The sequence below is a fragment of the Sphaerisporangium corydalis genome (assembly GCF_025506355.1).
Lineage (GTDB): Bacteria > Actinomycetota > Actinomycetes > Streptosporangiales > Streptosporangiaceae > Sphaerisporangium > Sphaerisporangium corydalis.
On the sequence record NZ_JANZYP010000005.1, the window covers coordinates 23,610 to 46,991 of the forward strand.

At 67.8% G+C, this 23,382-nt stretch carries 14 protein-coding genes; 12 read left to right on the forward strand and 2 right to left on the reverse strand.

Going from position 1 to position 23,382, the window contains the following annotated elements; genetic code table 11:
* Window positions 1-116: 116 nt before the first annotated feature.
* Window positions 117-1,058, forward strand: a complete 942-nt coding sequence (locus NYZ98_RS05345) for a YihY/virulence factor BrkB family protein (RefSeq protein ID WP_262841349.1) — start codon at window positions 117-119, stop codon at window positions 1,056-1,058.
* 10 nt (window positions 1,059-1,068) lie between these two features.
* Here the strand turns inward: NYZ98_RS05345 and NYZ98_RS05350 are convergent, their stop codons facing one another.
* Window positions 1,069-2,187 carry a D-alanyl-D-alanine carboxypeptidase family protein gene (locus tag NYZ98_RS05350; protein ID WP_262841350.1) on the reverse strand — a complete coding sequence of 373 codons (1,119 nt, stop codon included), beginning with the start codon at window positions 2,185-2,187 and terminating at the stop codon, window positions 1,069-1,071.
* A gap of 95 nt (window positions 2,188-2,282) precedes the next feature.
* On the opposite strand from NYZ98_RS05350, the gene NYZ98_RS05355 reads away from it, so the two are divergent.
* The 9 genes from NYZ98_RS05355 (at window position 2,283) to NYZ98_RS05395 (ending at window position 12,453) form a co-directional block, all read left to right on the forward strand.
* Entirely contained in the window at window positions 2,283-2,633 is a 351-nt protein-coding gene (locus tag NYZ98_RS05355) for an SCO4848 family membrane protein (RefSeq protein ID WP_262841351.1), read from the forward strand.
* A gap of 70 nt (window positions 2,634-2,703) precedes the next feature.
* Window positions 2,704-3,885, forward strand: coding sequence for a glutamate--cysteine ligase (locus NYZ98_RS05360; protein ID WP_262841352.1), 1,182 nt, complete (start codon window positions 2,704-2,706; stop codon window positions 3,883-3,885).
* Window positions 3,872-5,113 (forward strand): M20 family metallopeptidase, encoded by a 1,242-nt coding sequence (locus NYZ98_RS05365; protein ID WP_262841353.1) that lies wholly within the window; start codon window positions 3,872-3,874, stop codon window positions 5,111-5,113. Before NYZ98_RS05360 ends, NYZ98_RS05365 begins: the two co-directional genes overlap by 14 nt.
* A gap of 221 nt (window positions 5,114-5,334) precedes the next feature.
* On the forward strand, window positions 5,335-6,405 hold the full coding sequence (locus NYZ98_RS05370; protein ID WP_262841354.1) for a BMP family lipoprotein: 1,071 nt from the start codon (window positions 5,335-5,337) through the stop codon (window positions 6,403-6,405).
* 128 nt (window positions 6,406-6,533) lie between these two features.
* Window positions 6,534-8,249, forward strand: a complete 1,716-nt coding sequence (locus NYZ98_RS05375; protein ID WP_262841355.1) for an ABC transporter ATP-binding protein — start codon at window positions 6,534-6,536, stop codon at window positions 8,247-8,249.
* Window positions 8,246-9,385: an ABC transporter permease gene (locus NYZ98_RS05380; RefSeq protein WP_262841356.1), complete on the forward strand. Its 1,140-nt coding sequence runs from the start codon at window positions 8,246-8,248 to the stop codon at window positions 9,383-9,385. The genes NYZ98_RS05375 and NYZ98_RS05380 overlap by 4 nt, the downstream gene beginning before the upstream one ends.
* On the forward strand, window positions 9,382-10,650 hold the full coding sequence (locus tag NYZ98_RS05385) for an ABC transporter permease (RefSeq protein ID WP_262841357.1): 1,269 nt from the start codon (window positions 9,382-9,384) through the stop codon (window positions 10,648-10,650). The genes NYZ98_RS05380 and NYZ98_RS05385 overlap by 4 nt, the downstream gene beginning before the upstream one ends.
* Window positions 10,651-10,696: 46 nt before the next feature.
* On the forward strand, window positions 10,697-11,122 hold the full coding sequence (locus NYZ98_RS05390; protein ID WP_262841358.1) for a cytidine deaminase: 426 nt from the start codon (window positions 10,697-10,699) through the stop codon (window positions 11,120-11,122).
* A 53-nt stretch (window positions 11,123-11,175) separates the two neighbouring features.
* The gene (locus tag NYZ98_RS05395) at window positions 11,176-12,453 is read left to right on the forward strand and encodes a thymidine phosphorylase (protein ID WP_262841359.1); all 1,278 of its coding nucleotides are present in this window, start codon (window positions 11,176-11,178) and stop codon (window positions 12,451-12,453) included.
* A gap of 54 nt (window positions 12,454-12,507) precedes the next feature.
* On the opposite strand, the gene NYZ98_RS05400 is transcribed toward NYZ98_RS05395, so the two are convergent.
* Window positions 12,508-13,227: a TetR/AcrR family transcriptional regulator gene (locus NYZ98_RS05400; protein ID WP_262841360.1), complete on the reverse strand. Its 720-nt coding sequence runs from the start codon at window positions 13,225-13,227 to the stop codon at window positions 12,508-12,510.
* A 147-nt stretch (window positions 13,228-13,374) separates the two neighbouring features.
* Here NYZ98_RS05400 and NYZ98_RS05405 point away from each other — a divergent pair, with 147 nt between their 5' ends.
* A complete protein-coding gene (locus tag NYZ98_RS05405) occupies window positions 13,375-14,406 on the forward strand; it encodes a medium chain dehydrogenase/reductase family protein (protein WP_262841362.1) in 1,032 nt (343 codons plus the stop codon).
* Between the two features lie 646 nt (window positions 14,407-15,052).
* Window positions 15,053-22,822 (forward strand): RHS repeat-associated core domain-containing protein, encoded by a 7,770-nt coding sequence (locus NYZ98_RS05410; protein ID WP_262841363.1) that lies wholly within the window; start codon window positions 15,053-15,055, stop codon window positions 22,820-22,822.
* Window positions 22,823-23,382: the final 560 nt, after the last annotated feature.

Genomic DNA, 23,382 nt, shown 5'->3' on the forward strand with positions numbered 1-23,382 from the left:
GAAATCGGCGGTAGGGCCGCCCGGAGGGTTCTCCCTCGGGGCCAGGAGTGTCGCACGACTTCCGGCGGTGTCGTCCTCCGGTCGCATACCGGGCGTGGGCTGGGTAGATGGGCAGGATGGGAAGCGTGTGGGCCTCGTTCCTCCTTCGGGTCGAGGCCGTCAAGAGGTGGGGCCGGATCCGGACCGAGTACTACCGGGTCCGGTGGCCATGGGCCGACCACCTCATCCGCACCCTCCACCGCTACCAGAGCCAGCGGGGCGACCGCCTGGCCGGCGCCGTCACCTACTTCGCCTTCCTGTCGTTCTTCCCGCTGATGGCGCTGGCCTTCGCCATCTTCGGGTACTTCGTGATCGTCCGTCCCGACCTGCTGACGACCCTCGAAACGGCGATCAACCAGCAGCTTCCCGGCCTGGCCGCCCAGCTCCAGATCAGGAAGCTCGCCGAGGCCCGCACCAGCGCCGGGGTCATCGGCCTGCTGGGCCTGCTGTACGCCGGCGTCGGTGCCGTGGACGCCCTGCGCGACGCGCTCCACGACATCTGCGTGAGCTGCGAGCCGCCGATGAACTGGTTCGTCGGCAGGCTGCGCGACCTGGTGGCGCTCCTGCTGATCGGGCTCACGATCGTGATCTCGGCGGTGGTGGGCGGCTTCGCGGTGCAGGCCACCGGCACGATCCTCACCTGGCTCGGGCTGGCCGACTCGGTCGTCGCCGCGGCGCTGGTGCGGACCGCGGGCGTGCTGATCGGCATCGGCGCCGACATGCTCGTCTTCCTGGTCGTCCTGGCCTGGCTGGCCAAGGTGGGCAAACCGCTGAAGACGGTCCTGCGGGGCGCGCTGCTCGGCGCCATCGGCCTCGGCCTGCTCAAGCAGCTCGCGACCCTGCTGCTCTCCCACACGCTCACCAACCCGATCTACGGGGCGTTCGCCGTCGTCGTCGGCCTGCTGGTGTGGATCAACCTCGCCATGCGCTGGGTGCTGTACGTGGCGTCGTGGACCGCGACCGCCGACGGGACCCCGCCGCCCGAGCCCACCCCCGTCCCCACCAGCGAGTACGTCTGAGCGGGCGGTGCTAGGCGCCCTCGTCGCGCCTGAGCCGGGAGCGGCGGCGGACCCCGTAGACCAGCCAGGCGACGCCGCCGAGGAGGCCCACGGCGACCACCAGGGCCCCGGCGCCCACCATGGGCGAGTCCTGGCCGGACGCGGCCGGCTGGGAGGGCGCGGGCGCCGCCACCGGCGGCCCGCCGACGGGCTTGGTCGGCCTGGCCTTCGGCACCGGGCCGACCAGGGCCCCGACCGGCGTCACGCGGCCCCGGGCGGCGAACCCCCAGTCGAGCAGGTCCTTGACCTCTCCCCAGAACGAGCCCTCGTTGTGCATGACCGTGACGATGATCGTGTGCCCGTCCCGCCGGGCCGCGCCGGCGAAGCTGCCCATCGCCTTGGTGGTCCAGCCGTTCTTCACGCCGATCATCCCCGGGTAGCTGCCGAGGAGCCGGTTGTGGTTGGCGATCTGGTAGTGCTTGCCCGCCGGGGCGGGGAACTCGGCGACCTTGGTGCCGACGTACTCGCGGAAGTCGGGGTTCGCCAGCCCGGCCCGCGCGATCAGCGCCAGGTCGTACGCCGAGCTGCTCTGGCCCGGCTTGTCCAGGCCGTTCGGCGTCTTGGCGACGGTGTCCAGGGCCTGGAGCCGCTTGGCCTCGGCGTTCATGTCGGCGAGGGTCCGCGCCATGCCGCCGTTGGTCTCGGCGAGCGCGACGGCGGCGTCGTTGCCGGAGACCATCATCAGCGCGCGGAACAGGTCGTCGACCTTGTAGATCCGGTGCTGGGTCAGGCCGACCGCGCTGCCCTCGACGTTGCACGCCTCGGCGCTCGGCTTGATCGTCTTGTTCTTGTTCAGGCGGGGGATGAGGGTGACCGCGGTGAGGATCTTCAGGGTGCTGGCGGGCAGGTAGCGGCCGTGGGGGTCCTTGGCGGCCAGGACCTCGCCGGTGTCCCCGTCGGCGACGACGAAGGCGGACGACTCGGTCTTGGGCAGGGGCTTGGCCCCCGCGTCGAGCACCACGCCGTGCCGGCCCAGCATGGAGCCGCCGATGGGCGAGGTGTCGTCGTGCGCGGCGCGCGCGTTCGCCGGGGTGACCAACGTGAGTCCCCCGGCGAGCGCGAGCGCGCTGGCTGCTGTTACGTGCTTCATCCCCATAGAGAAGTCAGCGTAGCTTTGTCGCTTTTCGCGTGGGGCAAGACACGACAAAGATCGCGAATGTGCTGGTAGGTAACCTCGGCGGTAGCATGGAGGAGGTGAAGATGACACGACGCTTCGCCGGGTTTCTGCTGGCCGTGGCCGCATTCATGGTCTTCGAGTGGATCAACCTCGGGTTCAACCTCGCCGACGGGCACCCCACGGCGTTCTACGTGGTCCACGGCGTCCTGATCGCGGTCAACCTCGTGCTGGCCGCGGTGATCGGGGTCGCCGGCTGGCGGGCGTGGCGGGGCCACCGGCCGTCCGGGCCGCATACAAGCCCCCCTTCCCGGGCAGAGACGGTAAACGACCGTTTTGCGGTTGACCATGCACCTGTGGGCGCCTTCTCCGATTCGGTGGCCGGCACGTGCGAACCCCTCAAGGCGCCCGGACAGGGGTGACCGTAAGGGTTGGCCCAACTCGCGACGCGGCGGAGACTCGGCCTGAGACCACTGCTCATGGAGGCGTGCTGTGACGATCGAGTTCAATCCATCGCGCGGCCCGACGCTGGGCGTCGAATGGGAACTCCAGCTTGTCGACACGCACACCCGCCGCCTTCGCCAGGACGCGCGCCAGGTGCTGGAGGCCGTCCCCGAACTGAGCGAGAGCCCCCGTCCCAAGGTCATGCACGAGCTGATGCAGTCCCAGCTCGAAGTGATCACCGACATCTGCCACACCGCCTCCGAGGCCGTCCAGGACCTGCGGACCACGATCGACCGCCTCCGCGAGGTGGTCACGCCGCGCGGGATGTCCCTCGCCTGCACGGGCACGCACGCCATCAGCGACTGGCGCGAAGCGGTCTACGCGCCCGTCCAGCGGTACGCCGAGCTGGTGGAGGAGATGCAGTGGCTGGCATGGCGGATCCAAACATTTGGCGTACATGTCCACGTGGGGGTGCGGGAAAGGGATAAAGTCATCCCCATCGTCAACGCACTTGCGGCCTACCTGCCTCATTTTCTCGCGCTGACGGCCTCCAGCCCGTACTGGGGCGGTCAAGACACCGGACTCGCCTCCAGTCGGGCCATCGTTTTTGGCGCACTGCCCACGGCGGGACCGCCGCAGATGCTGGCGGACTGGGCCGGGTTCGAGGAGTACATGGACACCCTGAAGCGTGCGGGGACCATCAAGAGCATCAAAGAGGTGTGGTGGGATATTCGACCGCATCCCGACTTCGGCACGATTGAGATTCGAATGTTCGACGGTATACCGACTTTGAGAGAGGTCGGGATGGTGACGGCGTTGTCGCAATGTCTGGTGCAGCAGTTCGATCAGCAGCTCGACCGCGGGTACCGGCTGCCGCATCCCGCTCCATGGGTCGTGCGCGACAACAAGTGGCGGGCCACCCGCTACGGGCTGGACGCCGCCGTGATCACCGACGACCACGGCTCGACCGCGCCTATGCGTGACATGTTGTACGAACTGACGAGGGAACTGGCGCCGGTGGCCGAACGACTCGGCTGCCCCGACGAGCTCGCGACCATCACCGACGTGGTGGAGCAGGGCAACTCCTGCGAGCGTCAGCGCGCGATACTCACCGGGGGCGGCGCCCTCGACGACATCGTGGACGCGACGATCGTCGAGCTGGCGGAGGACCGCTTCGTCACCACCAATCTGAGGACGTCGAACGGGGCGATCGGTCATGCCGGCACGTGATCTACGGGGGGAACTCGACGCGTTCCTGAACGTCAACGACGAGTCCCTCATCGCCTTCCGGCGCGACCTGCACGCCCACCCCGAGCTCGGGTTCGTGGAACACCGCACCACCGAGCGCATCGCCGGCCGGCTGGCCGAGGCCGGGCTCGTGCCGACCCCGCTGCCGCGCGGCACCGGCCTGATCTGCGACATCGGCAGCGGCGACGGCCCGACGGTGGCCCTGCGCGCCGACATCGACGCGCTGCCGCTCCCCGACGAGAAGGACGTCCCCTACCGCTCGACCGTCCCCGGCGTCTGCCACGCCTGCGGCCACGACGTGCACACCTCGATCGTCCTCGGCACGGGACTGTTCCTCGCCGAGCAGGCGGCGGCCGGGCTGCTGCCCGGGCGGGTCCGCCTGATCTTCCAGCCCGCCGAGGAGGTCATGCCCGGCGGCGCGCTCAAGGTCCTGGAGGCCGGCGGCATCAGCGGCGTCGACCGCATCTTCGGCCTGCACTGCGACCCCCGCGTCGACGTCGGCCGGCTCGGCCTGCGCGTCGGGGCGATCACCGGCGCGTGCGACAAGGTCACCGTCCGGGTCGCCGGGCCGGGCGGGCACACCGCCCGCCCGCACCTCACCGCCGACCTCGTCTTCGCCCTCGCCAAGATCATCACGGAGCTGCCCGCCGCGCTCAGCCGGCGTGTCGACCCCCGCTCCTCGCTGTCGCTGGTGTGGGGCCGGATCCAGGCCGGGTCGGTGGCCAACGCCATCCCCGACGACGGCCTGGCCGAGGGCACGATCCGCTGCCTGGACGAGCAGGCCTGGCACGAGGCGCCCGACCTGTTCAAGTCGCTGCTCGACTCGGTCGCCGTCGCCTACGGGGTGGACGCCGAGATGAACTACATCCGTGGCGTCCCGCCGACCATCAACGAGGTGACCAGCGTCCAGATGCTGCGGGACGCGGCCGGCCAGGTGCTCGGCCCCGAGGCCACCGTGCCGACCCCGCAGTCCCTCGGCGGCGAGGACTTCGGCTGGTACCTGGAGTCGGTGCCCGGGGCGTACGCCCGGCTCGGGGTGCGTACCCCGGGGGCGACCCGGCAGATCGACATCCACCAGGGCACCTTCGACGTCGACGAGCGGTGCATCGGCGTCGGGGTGAGCGTGATGGCCGCCACGGCGCTGACCGCCCTGTGGGAGGGCCGCCGCACCTCCAGCGACAAGGACGCCGCCCAGCCGGTGACCGCCTGACGACCGCACGGTGAGACGGGGACGTCCGAAACGGCGCCCCCGGCACCTCGTCCCACGGTTTCGCAGGTCACAGGGTGGCGTGAGCTGCATAACGGACCTATTGCGGAGCCGTGTGCCGGTTTGGCCAACACCGGTGGAACAACTATCTTCCGTGCAGGGTTGCCGTGCGTTCCTTCGCGCGTGCACACGAGTTGGACGGCGAAGACACGGAAGGAGTCACCTTGCTCCGCACTCATGCAGGCAAGTTGGCCGCCACCACCGCGGTAGGGGCCATGCTCATGGCCGCCGCGGCATGTGGAGGCAGTAGCGATACCGGTACCGCGACATCGGCGCCGGCGGCGTCGAGCGCGTCGTCGGCCGCGCCGACCGGCCCCAAGGTCGGCCTCGCGTACGACATCGGCGGGCGCGGTGACCAGTCCTTCAACGACGCCGCCGCCGCCGGCCTGGAGAAGGCCAAATCGGAGCTCAGCCTGGCCGACACCAAGGAGCTCGAGGCGGGCTCCGGCGAGACGGGCGCCCAGAAGGAGCAGCGGCTCCGCCTGCTGGCCCAGGGTGGCTACAACCCGGTCATCGCCGTCGGTTTCGCCTACTCCGAGGCGATCAAGAAGGTCGCCAAGGAGTTCCCTGACACCAAGTTCGCGATCATCGACGACGCGGCCGAGGGCCCGAACATCTCCAACCTGGTGTTCGCCGAGAACGAGGGCTCGTTCCTGGTCGGCGCCGTCGCGGCGCTGAAGACCAAGAAGGACCACATCGGTTTCGTCGGCGGCGTGCAGGTCCCGCTGATCAAGAAGTTCGAGGTCGGCTTCACCCGGGGCGCCCAGGCCGTCAAGCCGGACATCAAGATCGACGTCAAGTACCTCACCCAGCCGCCGGACTTCGGCGGCTTCAACGACCCGGCCAAGGGCAAGACCGCGGCCGAGGGCATGTACGACGCCGGCGCCGACATCGTCTACCAGGCGGCGGGCGGCTCGGGCGGCGGCGTCTTCGAGGCGGCCAAGGCGGCGAAGGGCTTCGCCATCGGCGTCGACTCCGACCAGGCCCTCACCGCCGACGAGGGTGTGCGCAGCGTCATCCTCACCTCCATGCTCAAGAAGGTCGACGTCGCGGTCTTCGACTTCCTCAAGAGCTACACCGACGGCACGGTCCAGGCCGGCGTCAAGGTCTACGACCTCAAGGCGGGCGGCGTCGACTTCTCCACCACCGGTGGCCAGGTCGACGACGTCAAGAACAAGGTCGACGAGTACAAGCAGAAGATCATCGACGGCACGATCAAGGTTCCCGCCGAATAATCTTCTGACCTCTGGGGCCCGGCGGCCTTGCCACCGGGCCCCTTCGGCTACTGTCTGGTTCACCGTTCCGCCCACGAGGCCGGCCGCGCGTCCGCGAGGCACCCAGCCCCGTCATCGAGGCCACCCGCATGGAGGCCGTCATCAGCACTTCGACTTCTCCGGCCACCGCCACCGACAACGCCGTCGAACTTGAGGGGATCACCAAGCGATTCCCGGGCGTCGTCGCCAACCGTGACATCCGCCTCAGCGTGCGACCGGGGCACGTGCACGCCATCGTCGGCGAGAACGGCGCGGGCAAGTCCACGCTCATGAAGATCCTCTACGGCATGCAGCGGCCGGACGAGGGCGTCATCCGCGTCAACGGCTCGCCGATCGCCTTCCGGTCGCCGGCCGACGCCATCGCCGCCGGGATCGGCATGGTCCACCAGCACTTCATGCTCGCGGACAACCTCACCGTCCTGGAGAACATCATCCTGGGCAGCGAGCCCCGCAGGCGCGGCGTCGGCATCGACTTCGCGCTCGCGCGCGCGAAGATCGCCGAGATCTCCGCCGCGTACGGCCTCGGGGTCGGCCCGGACGTCCTGGTGGAGGACCTCGGCGTGGGCGCGCGGCAGCGCGTGGAGATCCTCAAGGTCCTCTACCGCGGCGCGCGGATCCTGATCCTGGACGAGCCGACCGCCGTGCTGGTGCCCCAGGAGGTCGAGGAGCTCTTCGGCAACCTCCGCCGCCTGGTCGACCAGGGTCTCACCATCATCTTCATCTCGCACAAGCTCGACGAGGTGCTGTCGGTGGCCGACGCGATCACGGTGATCCGGCGCGGCACCACCGTGGCCAGCGTCGACCCCAAGGACGTCACGGCCAGGCAGCTCGCCGAGCTCATGGTGGGCAGCGAGCTGCCGAGCCCCGAGACGCGGGAGTCCACGGTCACCGACCAGGTCGCGCTCGCCGTGCGTAACCTGACCGTGCGCGACGCCGACGGGCGCGCGGTCGTGGAGGACGTCTCCTTCGACATCCACAAGGGCGAGGTCCTCGGCATCGCCGGCGTCGAGGGCAACGGGCAGGCCGAGCTGGTCGAGGCCGTCATGGGCATGCGCCCGGCCCAGGGCGTGATCAAGCTCGGCGACGCCGACGTCTCCGCCTGGCCGACGTTGCGCAGGCGCGAGGGCGGCATCGGCTACATCCCCGAGGACCGGCAGCGGCACGGCCTGCTGCTGGAGTCCCCGCTGTGGGAGAACCGCATCCTCGGCCACCAGACCAGGAAGCCCAACGTCAAGGGGCCCTGGATCGACCGGGCCGGGGCCCGCGCGGACACCCAGCGGATCGTCACCGAGTACGACGTCCGCACCCCGGGCATCGACGTGGACGCCGCCGCCCTGTCCGGCGGCAACCAGCAGAAACTGATCGTCGGCCGGGAGATGAGCGGCGATCCCGTCGTGCTCATCGCCTCCCACCCGACGCGCGGCGTCGACGTGGGCGCCCAGGCCGCCATCTGGGACCACCTGCGCGCGGCGCGCGCGGCCGGCCTCGCCGTCCTGCTGATCTCGGCGGACCTCGACGAGCTGATCGGCCTGTCGGACTCGCTGAAGGTCATCCTGCGCGGGCGCGTGGTGGCCGACGTCGACCCGGGCCACGTGACCCCGGAACGGCTCGGCTCGGCCATGACCGGCGCCAAGGACGAGATCACCCCCGCACCCCCGCCCGCGACCGGCGTCGTACCCGAACCGCCCGGCCCCGCGACGACCGGGATCAAGGGCGGCGCGGTCCCCGAGCAGCCGGGTCCGCCGACCGGCGGGTCCCCTGATCAACTCGGCTCGGCGAAGGCCGACGCCGGGGAGGAAGCATGAGTTCCTTCTCCGACCGGCTGCTCGGCAGAGTGCGGCTCGGCGGGCTGCTGGCGGTCGCCGCCCCGCTGCTCGCCATCGTCTTCGCCGGCCTCGTCACCTCGCTCATCCTCGCGCTCACCGGCAACCCGCCGCTGGAGACGATGAAACTGCTCGCCGACTACGGCGCGCAGTCCCGCACGATCGTGATGATCATCAACCTCGCCACGACGTACTACATCTCGGCCCTCGCCGTCGCGATCGGGTTCCGGATGAACCTGTTCAACATCGGCGTCGACGGCCAGTACCGCCTCGCCGCGCTGATCGCGGCGGCCGTCGGCGGCGCGCTGGTGCTCCCGGCCCCGCTGCACGTCGGCGTGACGATCCTGGTCGCGGTGGCCGTCGGCGGCATCTGGGCGTCCATCGCCGGGCTGCTCAAGGTCACCCGGGGCGTCAGCGAGGTCATCTCCACGATCATGCTGAACGCCATCGCGACCGGCGTCGGCGCGTGGCTGCTCACCACCGACCGCCTCGCCGTCGCGGTGTCGGGCAGCAACAACATCGGCACCAAGCCGATCCCGCCGTCCGGCCAGTTCCCCGGGTTCTCCCTGATCCCCGGCACCCAGGCCCAGGTGTTCGGGTTCGTCGTCATCGCGGCGCTGCTGGGCATCGGCTACCACGTGCTGTTCAATCGGACGCGCTTCGGCTTCGACCTGCGCGCCACCGGCAAGTCGGAGTCGGCCGCGATCGCCAGCGGGGTCAACGTCAAGAAGATGGTCCTGCTGACGATGATCATCTCCGGGGCGGTCGCCGGGCTGGTCGGCATGCCCCAGCTCCTCGGCGCCTCGTACTCCTACAGCCTCGACTTCCCGCCCGGGCTCGGCTTCACCGGCATCGCCATCGCCCTGCTCGGCCGCAACAACCCGGTCGGCATCGCGATCGGCGCGCTGCTGTGGAGCTTCCTGGACAACTCCTCGGACATCCTCGACCTCGAAGGCATCCCCAAGGAGATCGTGATCATCATGCAGGGCACCATCGTGCTCTCGGTCATCGTCGCCTACGAGCTCGTCCACCGGTACCGGCTCGCGGCCGAGCAGCGCAGGGTGAGCCGCGAGCTCTCCACCAACGCCCCCGCACCGCTGGAAGGAGCGGCGGCGTGACCGTCACCGAGATCTCCGCCGCGCCCCCCGCGCCACCCCAGGTCCGCCGCTTCCGCGTGAGCTGGCAGCTGCTCCTGCTGGGCCTGCTCGCCCTGCTGGTCATGCTGTCCATCGCCCGGGTCGTGACCGGGGCCAACGACATCACCTCCGGCGGCACCATCGGTGCCGCGGTCGGCCTGGCCGTCCCGATCGGCCTCGCGGCCCTCGGCGGCCTGTGGTCGGAGCGGGCCGGGGTCGTCAACATCGGCCTCGAAGGCATGATGATCCTCGGCACCTGGTGCGGGGCCTGGGGCGCCATCGTGTTCGGCAACCCCTGGGCCGGCGTGGTCGCCGGGGCGATCGGCGGCGCGCTCGGCGGGCTGCTGCACGCCCTGCTGACCGTCACCTTCGGCGTCGACCACATCATCTCCGGCGTGGCCATCAACATCCTCGGCCTCGGCGTCACCCAATACCTCTCCAAGCTGGTCTTCAACGGCATGAAGGGCGGCGGCGAGACCCAGTCGCCACGCATCACCCCCATCTCGGGCGTCAGCGTGCCCGGCATCGGCGGGCCGCTGCGGGACGTGGAGAACGCCCACGTGTTCCTGGTGTCGGACCTGGCCGGCCTGCTGCGCGGCGTGACGCAGAACGTGTCGCTGTTCACCATCGTCGCGATCCTGCTGGTGCCGCTGAGCTTCTACGTGCTGTGGCGCACGGCGTTCGGGCTGCGGCTGCGGTCCTGCGGCGAGCGCCCGGTGGCCGCCGAGTCGCTCGGCGTCAACGTGTACTACTACAAGTACGTCGCCGTGGTGATCTCCGGTGCGCTGGCCGGCCTGGGCGGCGCCTTCCTGTCGATCGTGGCCGCCGGGATCTACCGCGAGGGCCAGACCGGCGGGCGCGGCTTCATCGGCCTGGCCGCGATGATCTTCGGCAACTGGCGGCCCGGCGGGCTCGCGGGCGGCGCCCTGCTGTTCGGGTACACCGACGCGCTCCAGCTCCGCCAGGGCGGCATCTCCGTCCACGCGCTCCTGCTGGTCGTCGCGATGCTGCTCGCCGCGTTCGGGGTCTACCAGCTCGTCCGGCAGCACCGGAGCCGCGCGGCGCTGATCAGCGGCGTCTTCGCGGTCGCGGTGTTCGCCGTCTTCGCGATGACCGACACCGTGGCCGAGCAGTTCACCTCGTTCACCCCCCACCTCACCACGCTGCTCGTCCTGTCGCTCGCCTCCCAGAGGCTGCGCATGCCGGCGGCCGACGGCCTTCCGTACCGCAGGGGTCAGGCGAAGTGAGCACGGCGTACGCACCGCCGGCACCGGAACGACAGGGGGAACGAACGTGACGGACGGCGAAGCCGGGGGATGGGCGGGCGAGGTCGACTGGGACGCGCTGCGCGAGCACGCGACCGAGGCGATGGCGCGCGCGTACGCGCCGTACTCCAAGTTCCCCGTCGGCGCCGCCGCGCTGGTGGACGACGGGCGGGTCGTCACCGGGTGCAACGTGGAGAACGCCTCCTACGGCCTCGGGCTGTGCGCGGAGTGCGGCCTGGTCTCCGCGCTGCACGCGTCGGGCGGCGGGCGGCTCGTGGCGTTCACCTGCGTGGACGGGCACGGCGAGCTGCTCATGCCCTGCGGTCGCTGCCGGCAGCTGCTGTTCGAGCACGGCGGGCTCGACCTGCTGGTGGAGACCCCCGAAGGCCCGCTGCGGATGGACGGCCTGCTGCCGTTCGCCTTCGGCCCCGACGACCTGTCCCGGGGCGCCTGAGCCGGCGTCACGTTCACTACGCCCGACGATCATTCTCTGGAGCCTGGAAGCACATGGACGCGATCGACGTCATCGTCACCAAGCGGGAGGGCCGCGAGCTCTCCGGCGAGCAGATCGCGTGGGTGGTCGACGCCTACACGCGGGGAGCGGTCGCCGACGAGCAGATGTCCGCCCTGGCCATGGCCATCCTGCTCAACGGGATGGGCCGGGCGGAGATCGGGCGGTGGACCGAGGCGATGATCCGGTCCGGCTCGCGCATGGACTGGTCCGCGCTCGACCGGCCGACCACCGACAAGCACTCCACCGGCGGCGTGGGCGACAAGATCACGCTGCCGCTGGCGCCGCTGGTTGCGGCGTGCGGTGCGTACGTCCCCCAGCTCTCCGGGCGGGGCCTCGGCCACACCGGGGGCACGCTGGACAAGATGGAGTCGATCCCCGGCTGGCGGGCGTCGCTGTCCAACGACGAGATGCTCGCGGTGCTGCGGGCGGCCGGCGCGGTCGTCTGCGCGGCCGGTGACGGCCTCGCGCCCGCCGACAAGAAGCTGTACGCGCTCCGCGACGTCACCGGGACGGTCGAGTCGATCCCGCTGATCGCGTCCTCGATCATGTCCAAGAAGATCGCCGAGGGAACGGGCGCGCTGGTGCTGGACGTCAAGGTCGGCTCGGGCGCCTTCATGAAGAACGTGGACACCGCACGCGAGCTGGCCCGCACGATGGTCGAGCTCGGCACCGACCACGGGGTCGCCACGGTGGCGCTGCTGACCGCGATGGACCGCCCGCTCGGCCTGGCCGTCGGCAACGCCCTGGAGGTCCAGGAGTCGGTCGAGGTGCTCGCCGGCGGCGGGCCGTCCGACGTCGTGGAGCTGACCGTGCGCCTCGCGCGCGAGATGCTGGCCACGGCCGGGGTCAACGGCCCCGACCCCGAGAACGCGCTCAAGGACGGGTCGGCCATGGACGCCTGGCGGCGCATGATCACCGCCCAGGGGGGCGACCCGGACGCCGCGCTGCCGGTCTCCGCCGAGAGCGTCGAGGTCACCGCGCCCGCCTCGGGGGTGCTGTCCCGGCTCGACGCGTACGGGGTCGGGCTCGCGGCCTGGCGCCTCGGCGCAGGGCGGGCGCGCAAGGAGGACGCGGTGTCCTTCGGGGCGGGCATCACCCTGCACGCCAAGCCGGGCGACACCGTACGCCAGGGGCAGCGCCTGATGACCCTGCACGCCGACGACGCCGGCCGCTTCGAGCGCGCGCTCGGCGCCCTCGACGGCGCGTACGAGATCGGCCAGGCGACCGGCCCGGACCTGCTCCCCCTGGTGATCGACAAGATCACGGCCTGACCCGGGGCGATCTCCGGAGGGGTCGAGCGCAGCGCGAGGGTCTGGAAGTCGTGCTCAGCGCGCGAGGAGGTCGTCCAGCTCGGCCGCGTACAGCAGGGCGGGGTCGAACTCCATCCCGGTGAAGTGGCCCGCCAGCTCCAGGGACAGGACGCCGTGCAACCGGGTCCAGACGACCAGCGCCCGGTGCAGGACGGCGGGCGTCGCGGGGTGGCCGGCCGCCCACTCCCGATGGCCTTCGAGATGCGCCTCGAACGACGTGGCGGGTGGCCCATCGGGTGGGGTCGCGGGGCCGCCCGAGAGTGGCTCGTGGGACGTCGTCGCGGGCCCGCCGGGGGATGGTGTCAGGGGCAGCGCGGCGCAGGCATCGAGCAGGATCGCCATGATCTCGGCCGCGATCTCGGTGACGTCGTCGGGGGCGTGGTACCCGGGGACGGGCGTGCCGTAGATCAGCAGGTACCGCTGGGGGTCGTCCAGGGCCCATTCACGCAGGGCGTGCGCCATCACGGCCAGATCGGCACCGGGTTTCGAGGCCGAGGCGAAGGTGTCGGCGAGGCTCCGGTACGCGTCCTTGATCAGCTCGGTCATCAGGTCGTCGCGGCTGGCGAAGTACCGGTAGAGCGCGGGGCCGCTCATGCCCATCTGCTTGGCGATCGCGTTGAGGGAGAGCGCGGGCGCCCCCGCCGTGGCGATCTGCTCCCACGCGCGTTCCTTGACCTCGGCGCGCACCTGGGTGCGGTACCGCTCGCGCGGGGTCCTCGTCGGCGCTTCCGCCATGGCCTGCCACCTCTTCGCACTCTGCGGCTCTATCTCTGATCCTTAGTTAGAGGCTATCACGAACGTTATTGACAGACACTGCTCCGTCGCGTTACAACTTATAACGAAAGCAAGGGAACGTAACCGCGCAGCGCAGTGGAGGTCGTCATGAACGCCGAAGGACTCGTCGAGGTCGTCCTGCCGGGCAAGGTGGAGCCGGAAGGGCTGGAGATCCGGCACGGAGCCGTCCCCACCCCTGGCCCGGGCCAGGTCATGATCCGGATGGAGGCTACCGGCGTCTCCTTCGCCGAGCAGCAGATGCGCCGCGGCCGCTACTACGACCAGCCGGCGTTCCCGTTCGTGCCGGGCTACGACCTGGTCGGCACGGTCCTGGCGACCGGCGAGGGCGTCGAGCCGGGCCTGGCCGGCACCCGCGTGGCCGCGCTGCTCAAGGTCGGCGGCTGGGCCAGCCACGTGCTCGTCGACGCGGCGGACGTGGTCCCGGTGCCCGCCGGGATCGGCGCGGCGCAGGCGGAGACCGTGGTCCTCAACGGCGTCACCGCCTGGCAGATGCTGCACCGCAAGGCCCGCGTCAAGGCGGGCCAGACCATCCTGGTGCACGGCGCCAACGGCGGCGTCGGCTCGGTCCTGGTCCAACTCGCCCGCGCCGCCGGCGTGAAGGTGATCGGCACCGCCGCGCCGCGCCACCACGACGCCCTGCGGGAACGGGGCGTCCTCCCCGTCGACTACCGAGCCGAGGGCCTCACCGCCCGGGTCCGCAAGCTGGCCCCCGGCGGGGTGGACGCCGTCTTCGACCACGTCGGCGGATGCGGCCTGACCGACTCCTGGCGCCTGCTCGCACCCGGCGGCACGCTCGTCTCCTACGGCAGCGCCTCGACCCGGGACGACGAGGGCTCCAAGCAGTTGCCGGTGCTCAAGCTGCTCGGCCGCGTGTGGCTGTGGAACGCGCTGCCCAACCGCCGCCGCGCCTACTTCTACAACGTCTGGGCCGGCCGCGCCCTGACCAAGACCCGCTTCCGCACCCGCCTCCACACCGACCTCACCGAGGTCTTCACCGCCCTCCACCGCGGCGACATCACCGCCCAGATCGCCACCCAACTCCCCCTCACCCACGCCGCCGAAGCCCTACGCCTCGCCGAATCCAGCACCACCACCGGCAAAATAATCCTCAACCCCTAGCCCCCACGCTTCTCTACGAACCGCGATGACCGCCACGGAGCGCCCGACTCCAGGAGCGACGCGCCGAGGATCCCACAGTCACCTCGTGGTCACTCAGCCACACCAAGCACAGCGCGACCACGAATTCAAGCCCGAAACTGATTCCCGGAATTCCCTCAGGTGCGCATCCGGCACGCTCGCCGCCTACGACCTTCTGTCGGTACGGACCGTCCTCGCCATCTGTACGGGAAGACGAAATACTTGACTTCCGTGCATGTGAACAGCCGATTGACGATTTGTTTCCGATGGTGTACCGGGCGCGCAATAATGGGCGCTTCCGTGACCTTGTGACAGCGCTTTACGACTCGCTGTGACAAGTCGAAAAGTTTGATGAACCCACATGCGAGCCAAGGGTTGACGCTGGCCAGCGATTCGGCGAGATTCAACGGTGGGTCCCACTGCAGATCATGACACTTGTGACCTGAATGGAACGGCGTGCCGCACGTTCTGGTTGGCATGGAATATTGATATCTAGGGGGGGTGCGGCGTGGCTTCACGTCGTCTGGGGTCATTTGCTGCTCTGCTTACCGGGACAGCGGTCCTGCTGTCATTGCTGGACTTTTCACTACCAGCATCGGCACAGAATTCCGAGCCAATGACTCCGGTCGTGATCGACACACCACACCAGCAGATGGGATCAGCGGCCGGGCTTCCGCACCTGGTATCCGCCAAGGAGACCGCCACCGCTTCGCCCGCGGGCCCCGTGAGCGCCGATCCGCTCCCGCCGAAGGGCGCCCTGCCATTGGCGACGCGTTGGGCCGGAACGGCTGCCGAAGTACCTGTGGGCATACGCCAAGAGCGTGCGAGAAGGGCTGCCGAATTCCTCAAGCGGGTGGCGGGCAAGGATCGCATGGTCTCCGCCGCGATCGACGCCCGCGAACAGGGTCTGGTCCGGTCCGGTGACTCCGCCATCCTGGCCGCAGATGTGCCCGATCTCCATTGGACGTCACCCGTCAACAATGGCGTCGTCACCTCATTGACCCCCATTCTGGCGGCGTACGGAACCTCATCGGTACCGGCTCCCCTCAACTGGGTCTTCTACGATTTCACTGTGTGCCCCTCCGTCAATGGAGAACCCGCACCTTACGAGGAGTGTGCCGAATCGCCAACGCTGAGCACTCACGACGGCTCCCCGATAGGCACCTGGCAGGTTCCGGACGGTACGTTGAAGTGGGGGCAGGATGCCTTCTGGTATGTCCAGGTCAGTGATCTTGATGCGGAACACACGATCTCGCTGACGCAGAAATTGACCGTGCTTGTCCCACAGCCCCGGGTGAACGCGGAACTCGCGGGGGGCTCCGGTGGGCAAGAATTCAACGCTTTGACGGGGAACTACACCTCGTCGGTGACAGACGCATCGGTTTCGACGGTCGGACCCCCATTGCGGGTCACCCGCACGTACAACAGCGCCGACGCGCGAATCGGAGCCTTCGGAGCAGGATGGTCGTCGCGCTTGGAAACGCGGGTGACAGCCGAGCCCGCGAACCGGACAGTGTTGTTGACGCGTCCTGATGGCACGCAGGCACGGTTCGGCGCGGTAGGGGATGGGACGTACGCCTCCCCTAAGGGGTCGTATTACTCGCTCGCAACTATCGCCGGTGGCGGGTGGCGGCTGAAGGACAAGACCTCGAACGTTTATGTGTTCGACGCCGTTGGACGTTTGACGAGATTGACCGACGCACGCGGGCATGCCCAGGACTACAGCTACGGGACCGACGGGAAGCTCGCCCAGGTGATGGCCACCGGAGGCCGTTCACTGACCTTCACCTGGAGCGGTGCCCACGTGGCCACGGTGTCCACCGACGTCATCGACGGTCAGCGTTCGACGTGGACCTATTCATATGTCGGTGACAAGCTCGACAAGGTGTGCGGGCCGGGATCATCCACGGCGTGCACCGTTTACGCCTACAGTGACGGGTCGCCCTATCGGAGCGCGGTACTGAATACCGGTCCCATGGCTTATCTCCGTTTCGGGGAGCCCGCAGGTGCGTCGTCCCAGAGCGCGGACAGTGAGACCACGGATTATTGGGGCGCTTACTACAACGTTTTCGGGATGACCGGAGTTCCAGGCGGTCTTTCTGGGTCGACGGACACCGCCGCCAACTTTGCCGGCACCAATGTGGATTACGTGCACCTCGCCGACAACAGCATCAACCTGCTCGGTGGCCGGCTTTCGGTGGAGGCGTGGTTCAAGACCGTCGGTTTTGGCACGATTCTCGGAACGCAGGATACAGGGATTGATTACAATATTTATGACTCCTACGTTCCGGTCGTCTATGTGGGTAAGGACGGTAAGCTACGCGGGGCCTTCCGTGGCGGTGGCACTCCGATAACGTCCTCGGGTGTGGTGAACAACGGCACCTGGCATCACGTCGTACTCGCATCGAGCGGTAGTTCGCAGACGCTCTATCTGGACGGCGGCGTCGTCGGTACCAGAACCGGGTCGGTCGACATGTCGGATCAGGTCTACGCAGAGGTCGGGAGCGGGCAGACATCGTCGAGCTGGTCTTCTACCACGACCGGAAACGCGAAATTCCCCTTCAAGGGTCAGATCGACGAGTTCGCCATCTACGGTCAGGCATTGAACGCCGGTGAGGTTCAGGCGCACTACGACGCGCGAGTCGCCGGCCCACAGCTCACATCGGTCACGCTTCCCTCCGGTCGTGTCTGGGCCGGTAACACCTATGATGCGGTCAACGCCCGTCTGAAGACGCACACCGATCACAACGGCGGGGTCTGGCAGATCGGCAGGGTGACGTCCAACTCGGCGGAGAACGACGAGGTGGCGATCAAGGATCCGCACGGGGGAACCGAGACCACCGAGTTCGACATTTACACCCGGCAGGTCTCGTCCGTGACAGATCAGCTCACGCACAAAACCTTCTATGAATACGACACCGGCGGGTTCGTGGCGGCGGTCACCGACCGCAACGGCCACAAGACCGGCTTCACGCATGACGCCCGCGGCAATCAGCTGAGCCGGAGAACGTGCGCGTCCGCAGGAGTCTGTCAGACGAGCTACTCCAGCTACTACCTCAATCCTGCCGATCCGTTCGATCCGCGTAATGACTCAATCACGGCCACCCGCGACGCGCGCTCGTCGGGCGCCACCGACAACACCTATGCCCATACCTGGGAGTACACCGCTTTCGGTGAAGTGTCGAAGGAGAAGACCCCCCCGACGCCGGATTTTCCCGCCGGCAGATCGACGACCTCTGTCTATACCGATGGCAGCGAGTCCGCGGTCGGTGGCGGCAGCACACCGGCCGGCCTGATCAAGTCATACAAGGACTACAAGAACAACGAGTGGACCTATCGATACACTCTGGCCGGCGACCTCGCGGAGAGCACCCAACCGTCCGGGCTGCTGCTGAAGTACGGATATGACGCCCTCGGCCGGGTGACGACCAGGACCGAGGTCTCTTCGGCGGCCCCCAGTGGCGTCACCACGGGCATCGCCTACGACAGGCTGGACCAGATCGTCTCGCACACCGGCGCACCGGTGACGAACGAGGTCACCGGTGTCACACACCGACCCGAGGCGCGCTACACCTACGATTTGGACGGCAACAAGCTGACCGACTCGGTCGTCGACCTCACCGGGGGTGACCCCACCCGGACCATCACGTACACGTATGACACTTACGGCCGCGCCGAAACGGTGACCGACCCTCAGGGCGGAGTCGTCCATTACACCTGGGACCATACCGGTGCGAAGACCCGCATCGTAAACGAGTCCGGCGCGACGTTCGACTATGCCTACACTCCCCGGGGTGAGGTCGCCTCATGGACGTTGAAGAATTGGACCGGCAGCCCTGTCAGCCCTCAGGCACCACGCGATGTCGTGCTGGAGTCCTACGAGTACGACTACGGCGGCCGGCTCGCTTCATCAACCGACGCGATGGGGCGCAAGCGTACTTATATCTATTACGACGACGACCTGCTCTCGCGCGAGATCGCGGACGACGTCCTGCTGAACGGTTCAATGTCACAGACTGACGCGGAAGTGGGTGCCTACACCTACGACCGGGCTGGTAATCTCATCCGTTCCGTGAGTGGTGGCCTGGTGCGCGGCGACTACGTCTACGATGCCGCCGGCCGGCTGAGCTCAGGGACGATCGACCCGACGGGCAGGGCTCTGAAGTCCGCTTACACCTACGACGCCAACGAGAACCTGAGCAGGGTGACTCGGACCGGCGCCGGGACCACCCGTACGGAGGTCACCGACTACGCCTACAACGCTTCTGATCAGCTGATCAGCCAGACCGTCGAGAACGGCGCGAACGATCTCGTCACCACGTGGACGATCGACGATCGTGGGCGCGTGACGGGGGTGACCGACCCCCGGGGGAACCTCGTGGGAGCGGACCCGGCGGCGTTCACGACCACCCTGCGCTACGACAACGCGGCTCGCTTGGTGGAGGCGAAGGCCGCGCAAGTACAGATCGAGAAGGCCGGGTCGGTCACGGCGGGACGTCCCCGCAACTTGTTCGGTTACGACAGCGCGGGCCGGCTGACACACGTGATGGATGGAGAAGGCAGGACCACCGTCACCGCGTACGACAAGGCCGGGCGGGTGACCTCCGAGACCAGCCCGGCGTACACGCCGCCGGGCGGGGGAACCTCCGTGACACCCACAGTGAGCTACGCCTACGATCCCGTGGGCCGTCTCACCGGAATCACCAACGCCCGGGGGTATGTCACAACAGGCGAGTACGACGCCCTTGGCAACCTGGTCCGAGTGACCGACCCCGCGCCGGCCGGTCAGCAGGGGGGCCAGTGGGTGACCGAGTACGACCTGCTGGGCGAGCCGCTGGCCGCCGTGGACCCGACGGGTTCGCGGGACGAGGCCACCTACGACGGCCTCGGCCGGCCGATCAAGTTGACCCAAGTCGAGCGCAAGCCCACGGCCGCCGCGTACACCACCAAGCGGGAGTACAACAACGCGGGCTACCTCATCAAGTCGACAGCACCCGGCGACAAGATCACCAACTATGGGGTCAACGGTGCCGGAGAGCTCACCTCTGTCTCGGATCCCCTCGGACACGCCTCGACGTACGACCACGACGTGGCCGGCCGAACGGTCAAGGTGACGGACGTCCTGGGCAACGCGACGACGGCAGGCTACGACCTCGCCGGTCGTCAGATCGAGGCGCAGGATCTGAACAGCGCCGGTTCCCTGCGCACGTTCGGCTACGGATGGGATCCGGCCGGGAACCAGACGAGCGCGACGACCCCGGAGGGGTACACCACCCGGCGGACCTACGACGCGACCAACCTCCTGACGAAGCTGGTCGAACCGGTGGCCGCGTCGCAGACCATCGAGACCACGTACGGGTACGACGCCGCCGGGGCGTTGACCCGTACCACGGACGGCCGGAACAACACGGTCTGGACGACCTACAACAGCCTGGGCCTGACCGAGTCGACCACGGAGCCCGCGACATCGGCGTACCCCGACCCTGCCGACCGCACCTGGACCGGTGTCTACGACGCCGCAGGGAACGCGGTCACCACTCTGGAACCGGGTGGGGTCCGGATCGACCGCCAGTTCGACCATCTGGACCGTTTGGTCAGGCAGACCGGTACCGGCGCCGGCGTTTCGACGCCGGACCGGGCCTATGCCTACGACCTCGCCGACAGGCTGACAGGCATCGGCGACTACACCCTCGAATACAACGACCGCAGTCTGCTGACAAAGGTGTCCAAGCCCTCCGGCCAGCTCGCGGCGTACGCTTACGACGCCCGTCAGAACCCGCTCCAGCGCACCGACACGACCGGCACGGCCACCTTCACCTGGGACGACGCGGACCGCCTGGCGACGGCGGCTGATCCGGTGTCCGGGCGCGCGTTCACCTACGGCTACGACAACGCCGACCGCCTGACCTCGCTGACGTCATCGACTCCCGCGACGTCCCAGGCGTTCACGTACGACGACATGGACCGGCTGGCCACACACACGCTGAAGAACGGCTCGGGCGGCCAGCTGGCGAAGATCACCTATGGGTGGAACAAGGACGACCAGCTCACGTCCAAGCTCACCAGTGGCACTGCGGGTGCCGGCGCCAACACCTACGGCTACGACCAAAGCGGCCGCCTGACCTCGTGGGTCGCACCGAACGGCAACACCACGAGTTACACCTGGGACGCTTCAGGCAATCGCACCCAGGCGGGTGGGCAGACCTACGTCTACGACGAGCGCGATCGCCTGATCTCCGGGGCCGGTAGCCAGTACACCTACACCGCACGAGGGACCCTGGCGACCGAGACCAAGGCGGGCGTCACACGGAACCTGTCCTTTGACGCCTTCGACCGGCTCATTTCTGACGGCGACGCCACCTACGCCTACGACGCGCTCGGACGCCTGTCCTCCCGCGTGAAGGGCGGAACCGAACAGCGCTTCACCTATTCAGGCATGGAGAACGACATCTCCTTGCTCGCGGATGGGGCTGGGACGGTCCAGGGCAAGTACGGGCGTGACCCGTTCGGCAACGTGCTGAGCCTCCAAGAGAGCGGCGGTCCGGCACTTGGGGTGATGAACGACCAGCACGGCGATGTCGTGGGCACCTTCTCGGGTACGGCTCTCATCGATTCGACGGCCTACGACCCGTTCGGGCAGGCCATCGCCCAGACGGGCACCCGCCGATCCCTCGGATACCAAGGCGAGTACACCGACCCGGACACCGGGAAGGTGAATATGAGCGCCCGTTGGTACCAGCCGGGCACCGGTGGCTTCACCTCACGCGACGAGTGGACTCTGGCCCCGGACCCGTCGATTCAGCTCAACAGGCACACGTATGCGAACGGCAGTCCACTCACACGTACCGACCCTTCCGGCCACTGCGCCGCCGCGTACAGCCCGATGCAGAAAGCGGACTTCTACTGTCCCGCTCCCCCCAGGCCGCGGGAGACCGAACAGCAGCGGCTGAAGGAAGAGAAGCGGGAACAGCAGAAGTACCACGGGCAGCGGCCCGCACCGAACAATCCCACCGCCGACACCCTGACCAAGGAGAAGAAGCAGCAGAAAGACCATGTGAAGCCGAAGCCGGACCCGAAGAAGCCGGATCCGCCGTCGGAGGATGAGGATTCCACGTCGACGCCCACACCCAAGAAGGCGCCGAAAACCTCGGATCCGAAAACTGGCAAGCCGAGCGCACCGGTCAAGCCGCCCTTGCCTGAGAAACCCCCCGCCTCGGCGAAGCCGAAGCATTGTAAGCAGTTCCCCGATGATCCTGATTGCGGTGACAGCCCCAAGAACAAGTGCAAGCATTTCAAGGACCACACCGACTGTGAACTGGTGGACGCTCCTTCGCGCGACGACAACGGGGTGAAGCCCGACGACGAGCCGGTTGAGTACGACGTAAACGATCTTCCGCCGCCTGAGTGGGAGCCTGTCGGGGGCTTCGTGAGCACCATCACCCCCCAGGGCGGTCCGAGAGACAGTGCCACGCCGCCCGTCGAGACGGACACCACCAAGACCACTGACGATGTCGTCCAGACGATCATCAACAACGTGGCCCCCGACCTGCCCCCCTTGGAGGTCCCCGACGAGGACCCCGGCTGCGGCTCCAACAGCTTCGTCTCCGGCACTCCTGTGCTCATGGCAGACGGTAGCCACAAGCGGATCGAGGACATCAAGGTCGGGGACCAGGTCTTGGCCGCCGACCCGTCCACCGCCCGTGTCGAAGCCCGCCCGGTGACCACCCTCATCAAGGGGAAGGGCCTCAAGAGCCTGGTCCGCCTCACCGTCGACGTAGACGGCGCCAGCGGCACCGCCACCGACACCCTCACCGCCACAGAAGGGCACCCGTTCTGGCTGCCCACACAGGGTGAGTGGGTGAACGCCGGTCGGCTCGCACCCGGCATGTGGCTGAAGACCAGTGCCGGCACCTACGTTCAAATCACCGCAGTCAAGCACCTGACGGCCCACCGCGCCGTCTACAACCTCACTATCAAGAACCTCCACACTTACTATGTCCTCGCCGGTGATCAAGCTATCCTGGTCCACAATACTGGCGAGGATGATAGCTATATTTACAGAGGAATTCCTGAGAATCATTGGTTTTACGCTGATGCTTTACGGGGGAAAGCCGTACCTCGTGGAGGTCATTCGAATCCAGCTCGTCATAACGGCGGAAATACCAATAGTATATTTACATCCTGGACAACCGATCTTGATGGAGTAGCCCGTGACGCTGCAGAGGAAATGGGCTATCCGGGTATCGTAATGAGAATTCGTGTAGGCGCTGTATCGCGGGAGCGGATTCATGAATCCCCTGATATTTATGGCGAGAGTGAAAGGCTGGTATCCGGGGTTTTAGACGGAGCTGAGATCAGTATCGGCGGGGGGCCATGGCACCTGCCCGGCTGCAAGTGAATGGTCGGAAACATGTTAGTAGATACTTTTCGTGCTATGGCGATCAGGGCGATGGCACGGAGAGTCGCGCCCAAAAATCTGGCTGACCTGCTGGACAGTATAAATCATATTGATGACAGTCATTCGCTGGTTAGAGTCGAAGAACTGCGACGGACTTATGCTCGTAGGTTGCGACACCTCGGTGAGGGTTCTTACGAGTTCAGGGAAGTAGAGAGGCTACTTCACTTTCTAAGTGAATATGGGGGCATATGTGTAAGGTTCGTGGCAATACATCTCAATGAAGATGGCCAAGCGCTTGCCATTATTGACACGACCAGAACCGAGTTGCTTTTCTGGTCAGATATGTGGCTCCTTGAATCGAACCCAGATGCCTGACTTGCTGGCTTACATCGGTTTTGCCGGTTATCCCAAGCCTCATGGTGTTAGCGTGGCGGCTGGGTTCGGCGCCTCTGTGCACCCTGGGAGCGGATTCTACGCTACGGCATGTCGGCAAAGGGCTGTGGAAGCCGAGCACGTGGGCCCATCGGATAAGCCGCAGGTTGGCTGGGAGAAGGACGTCA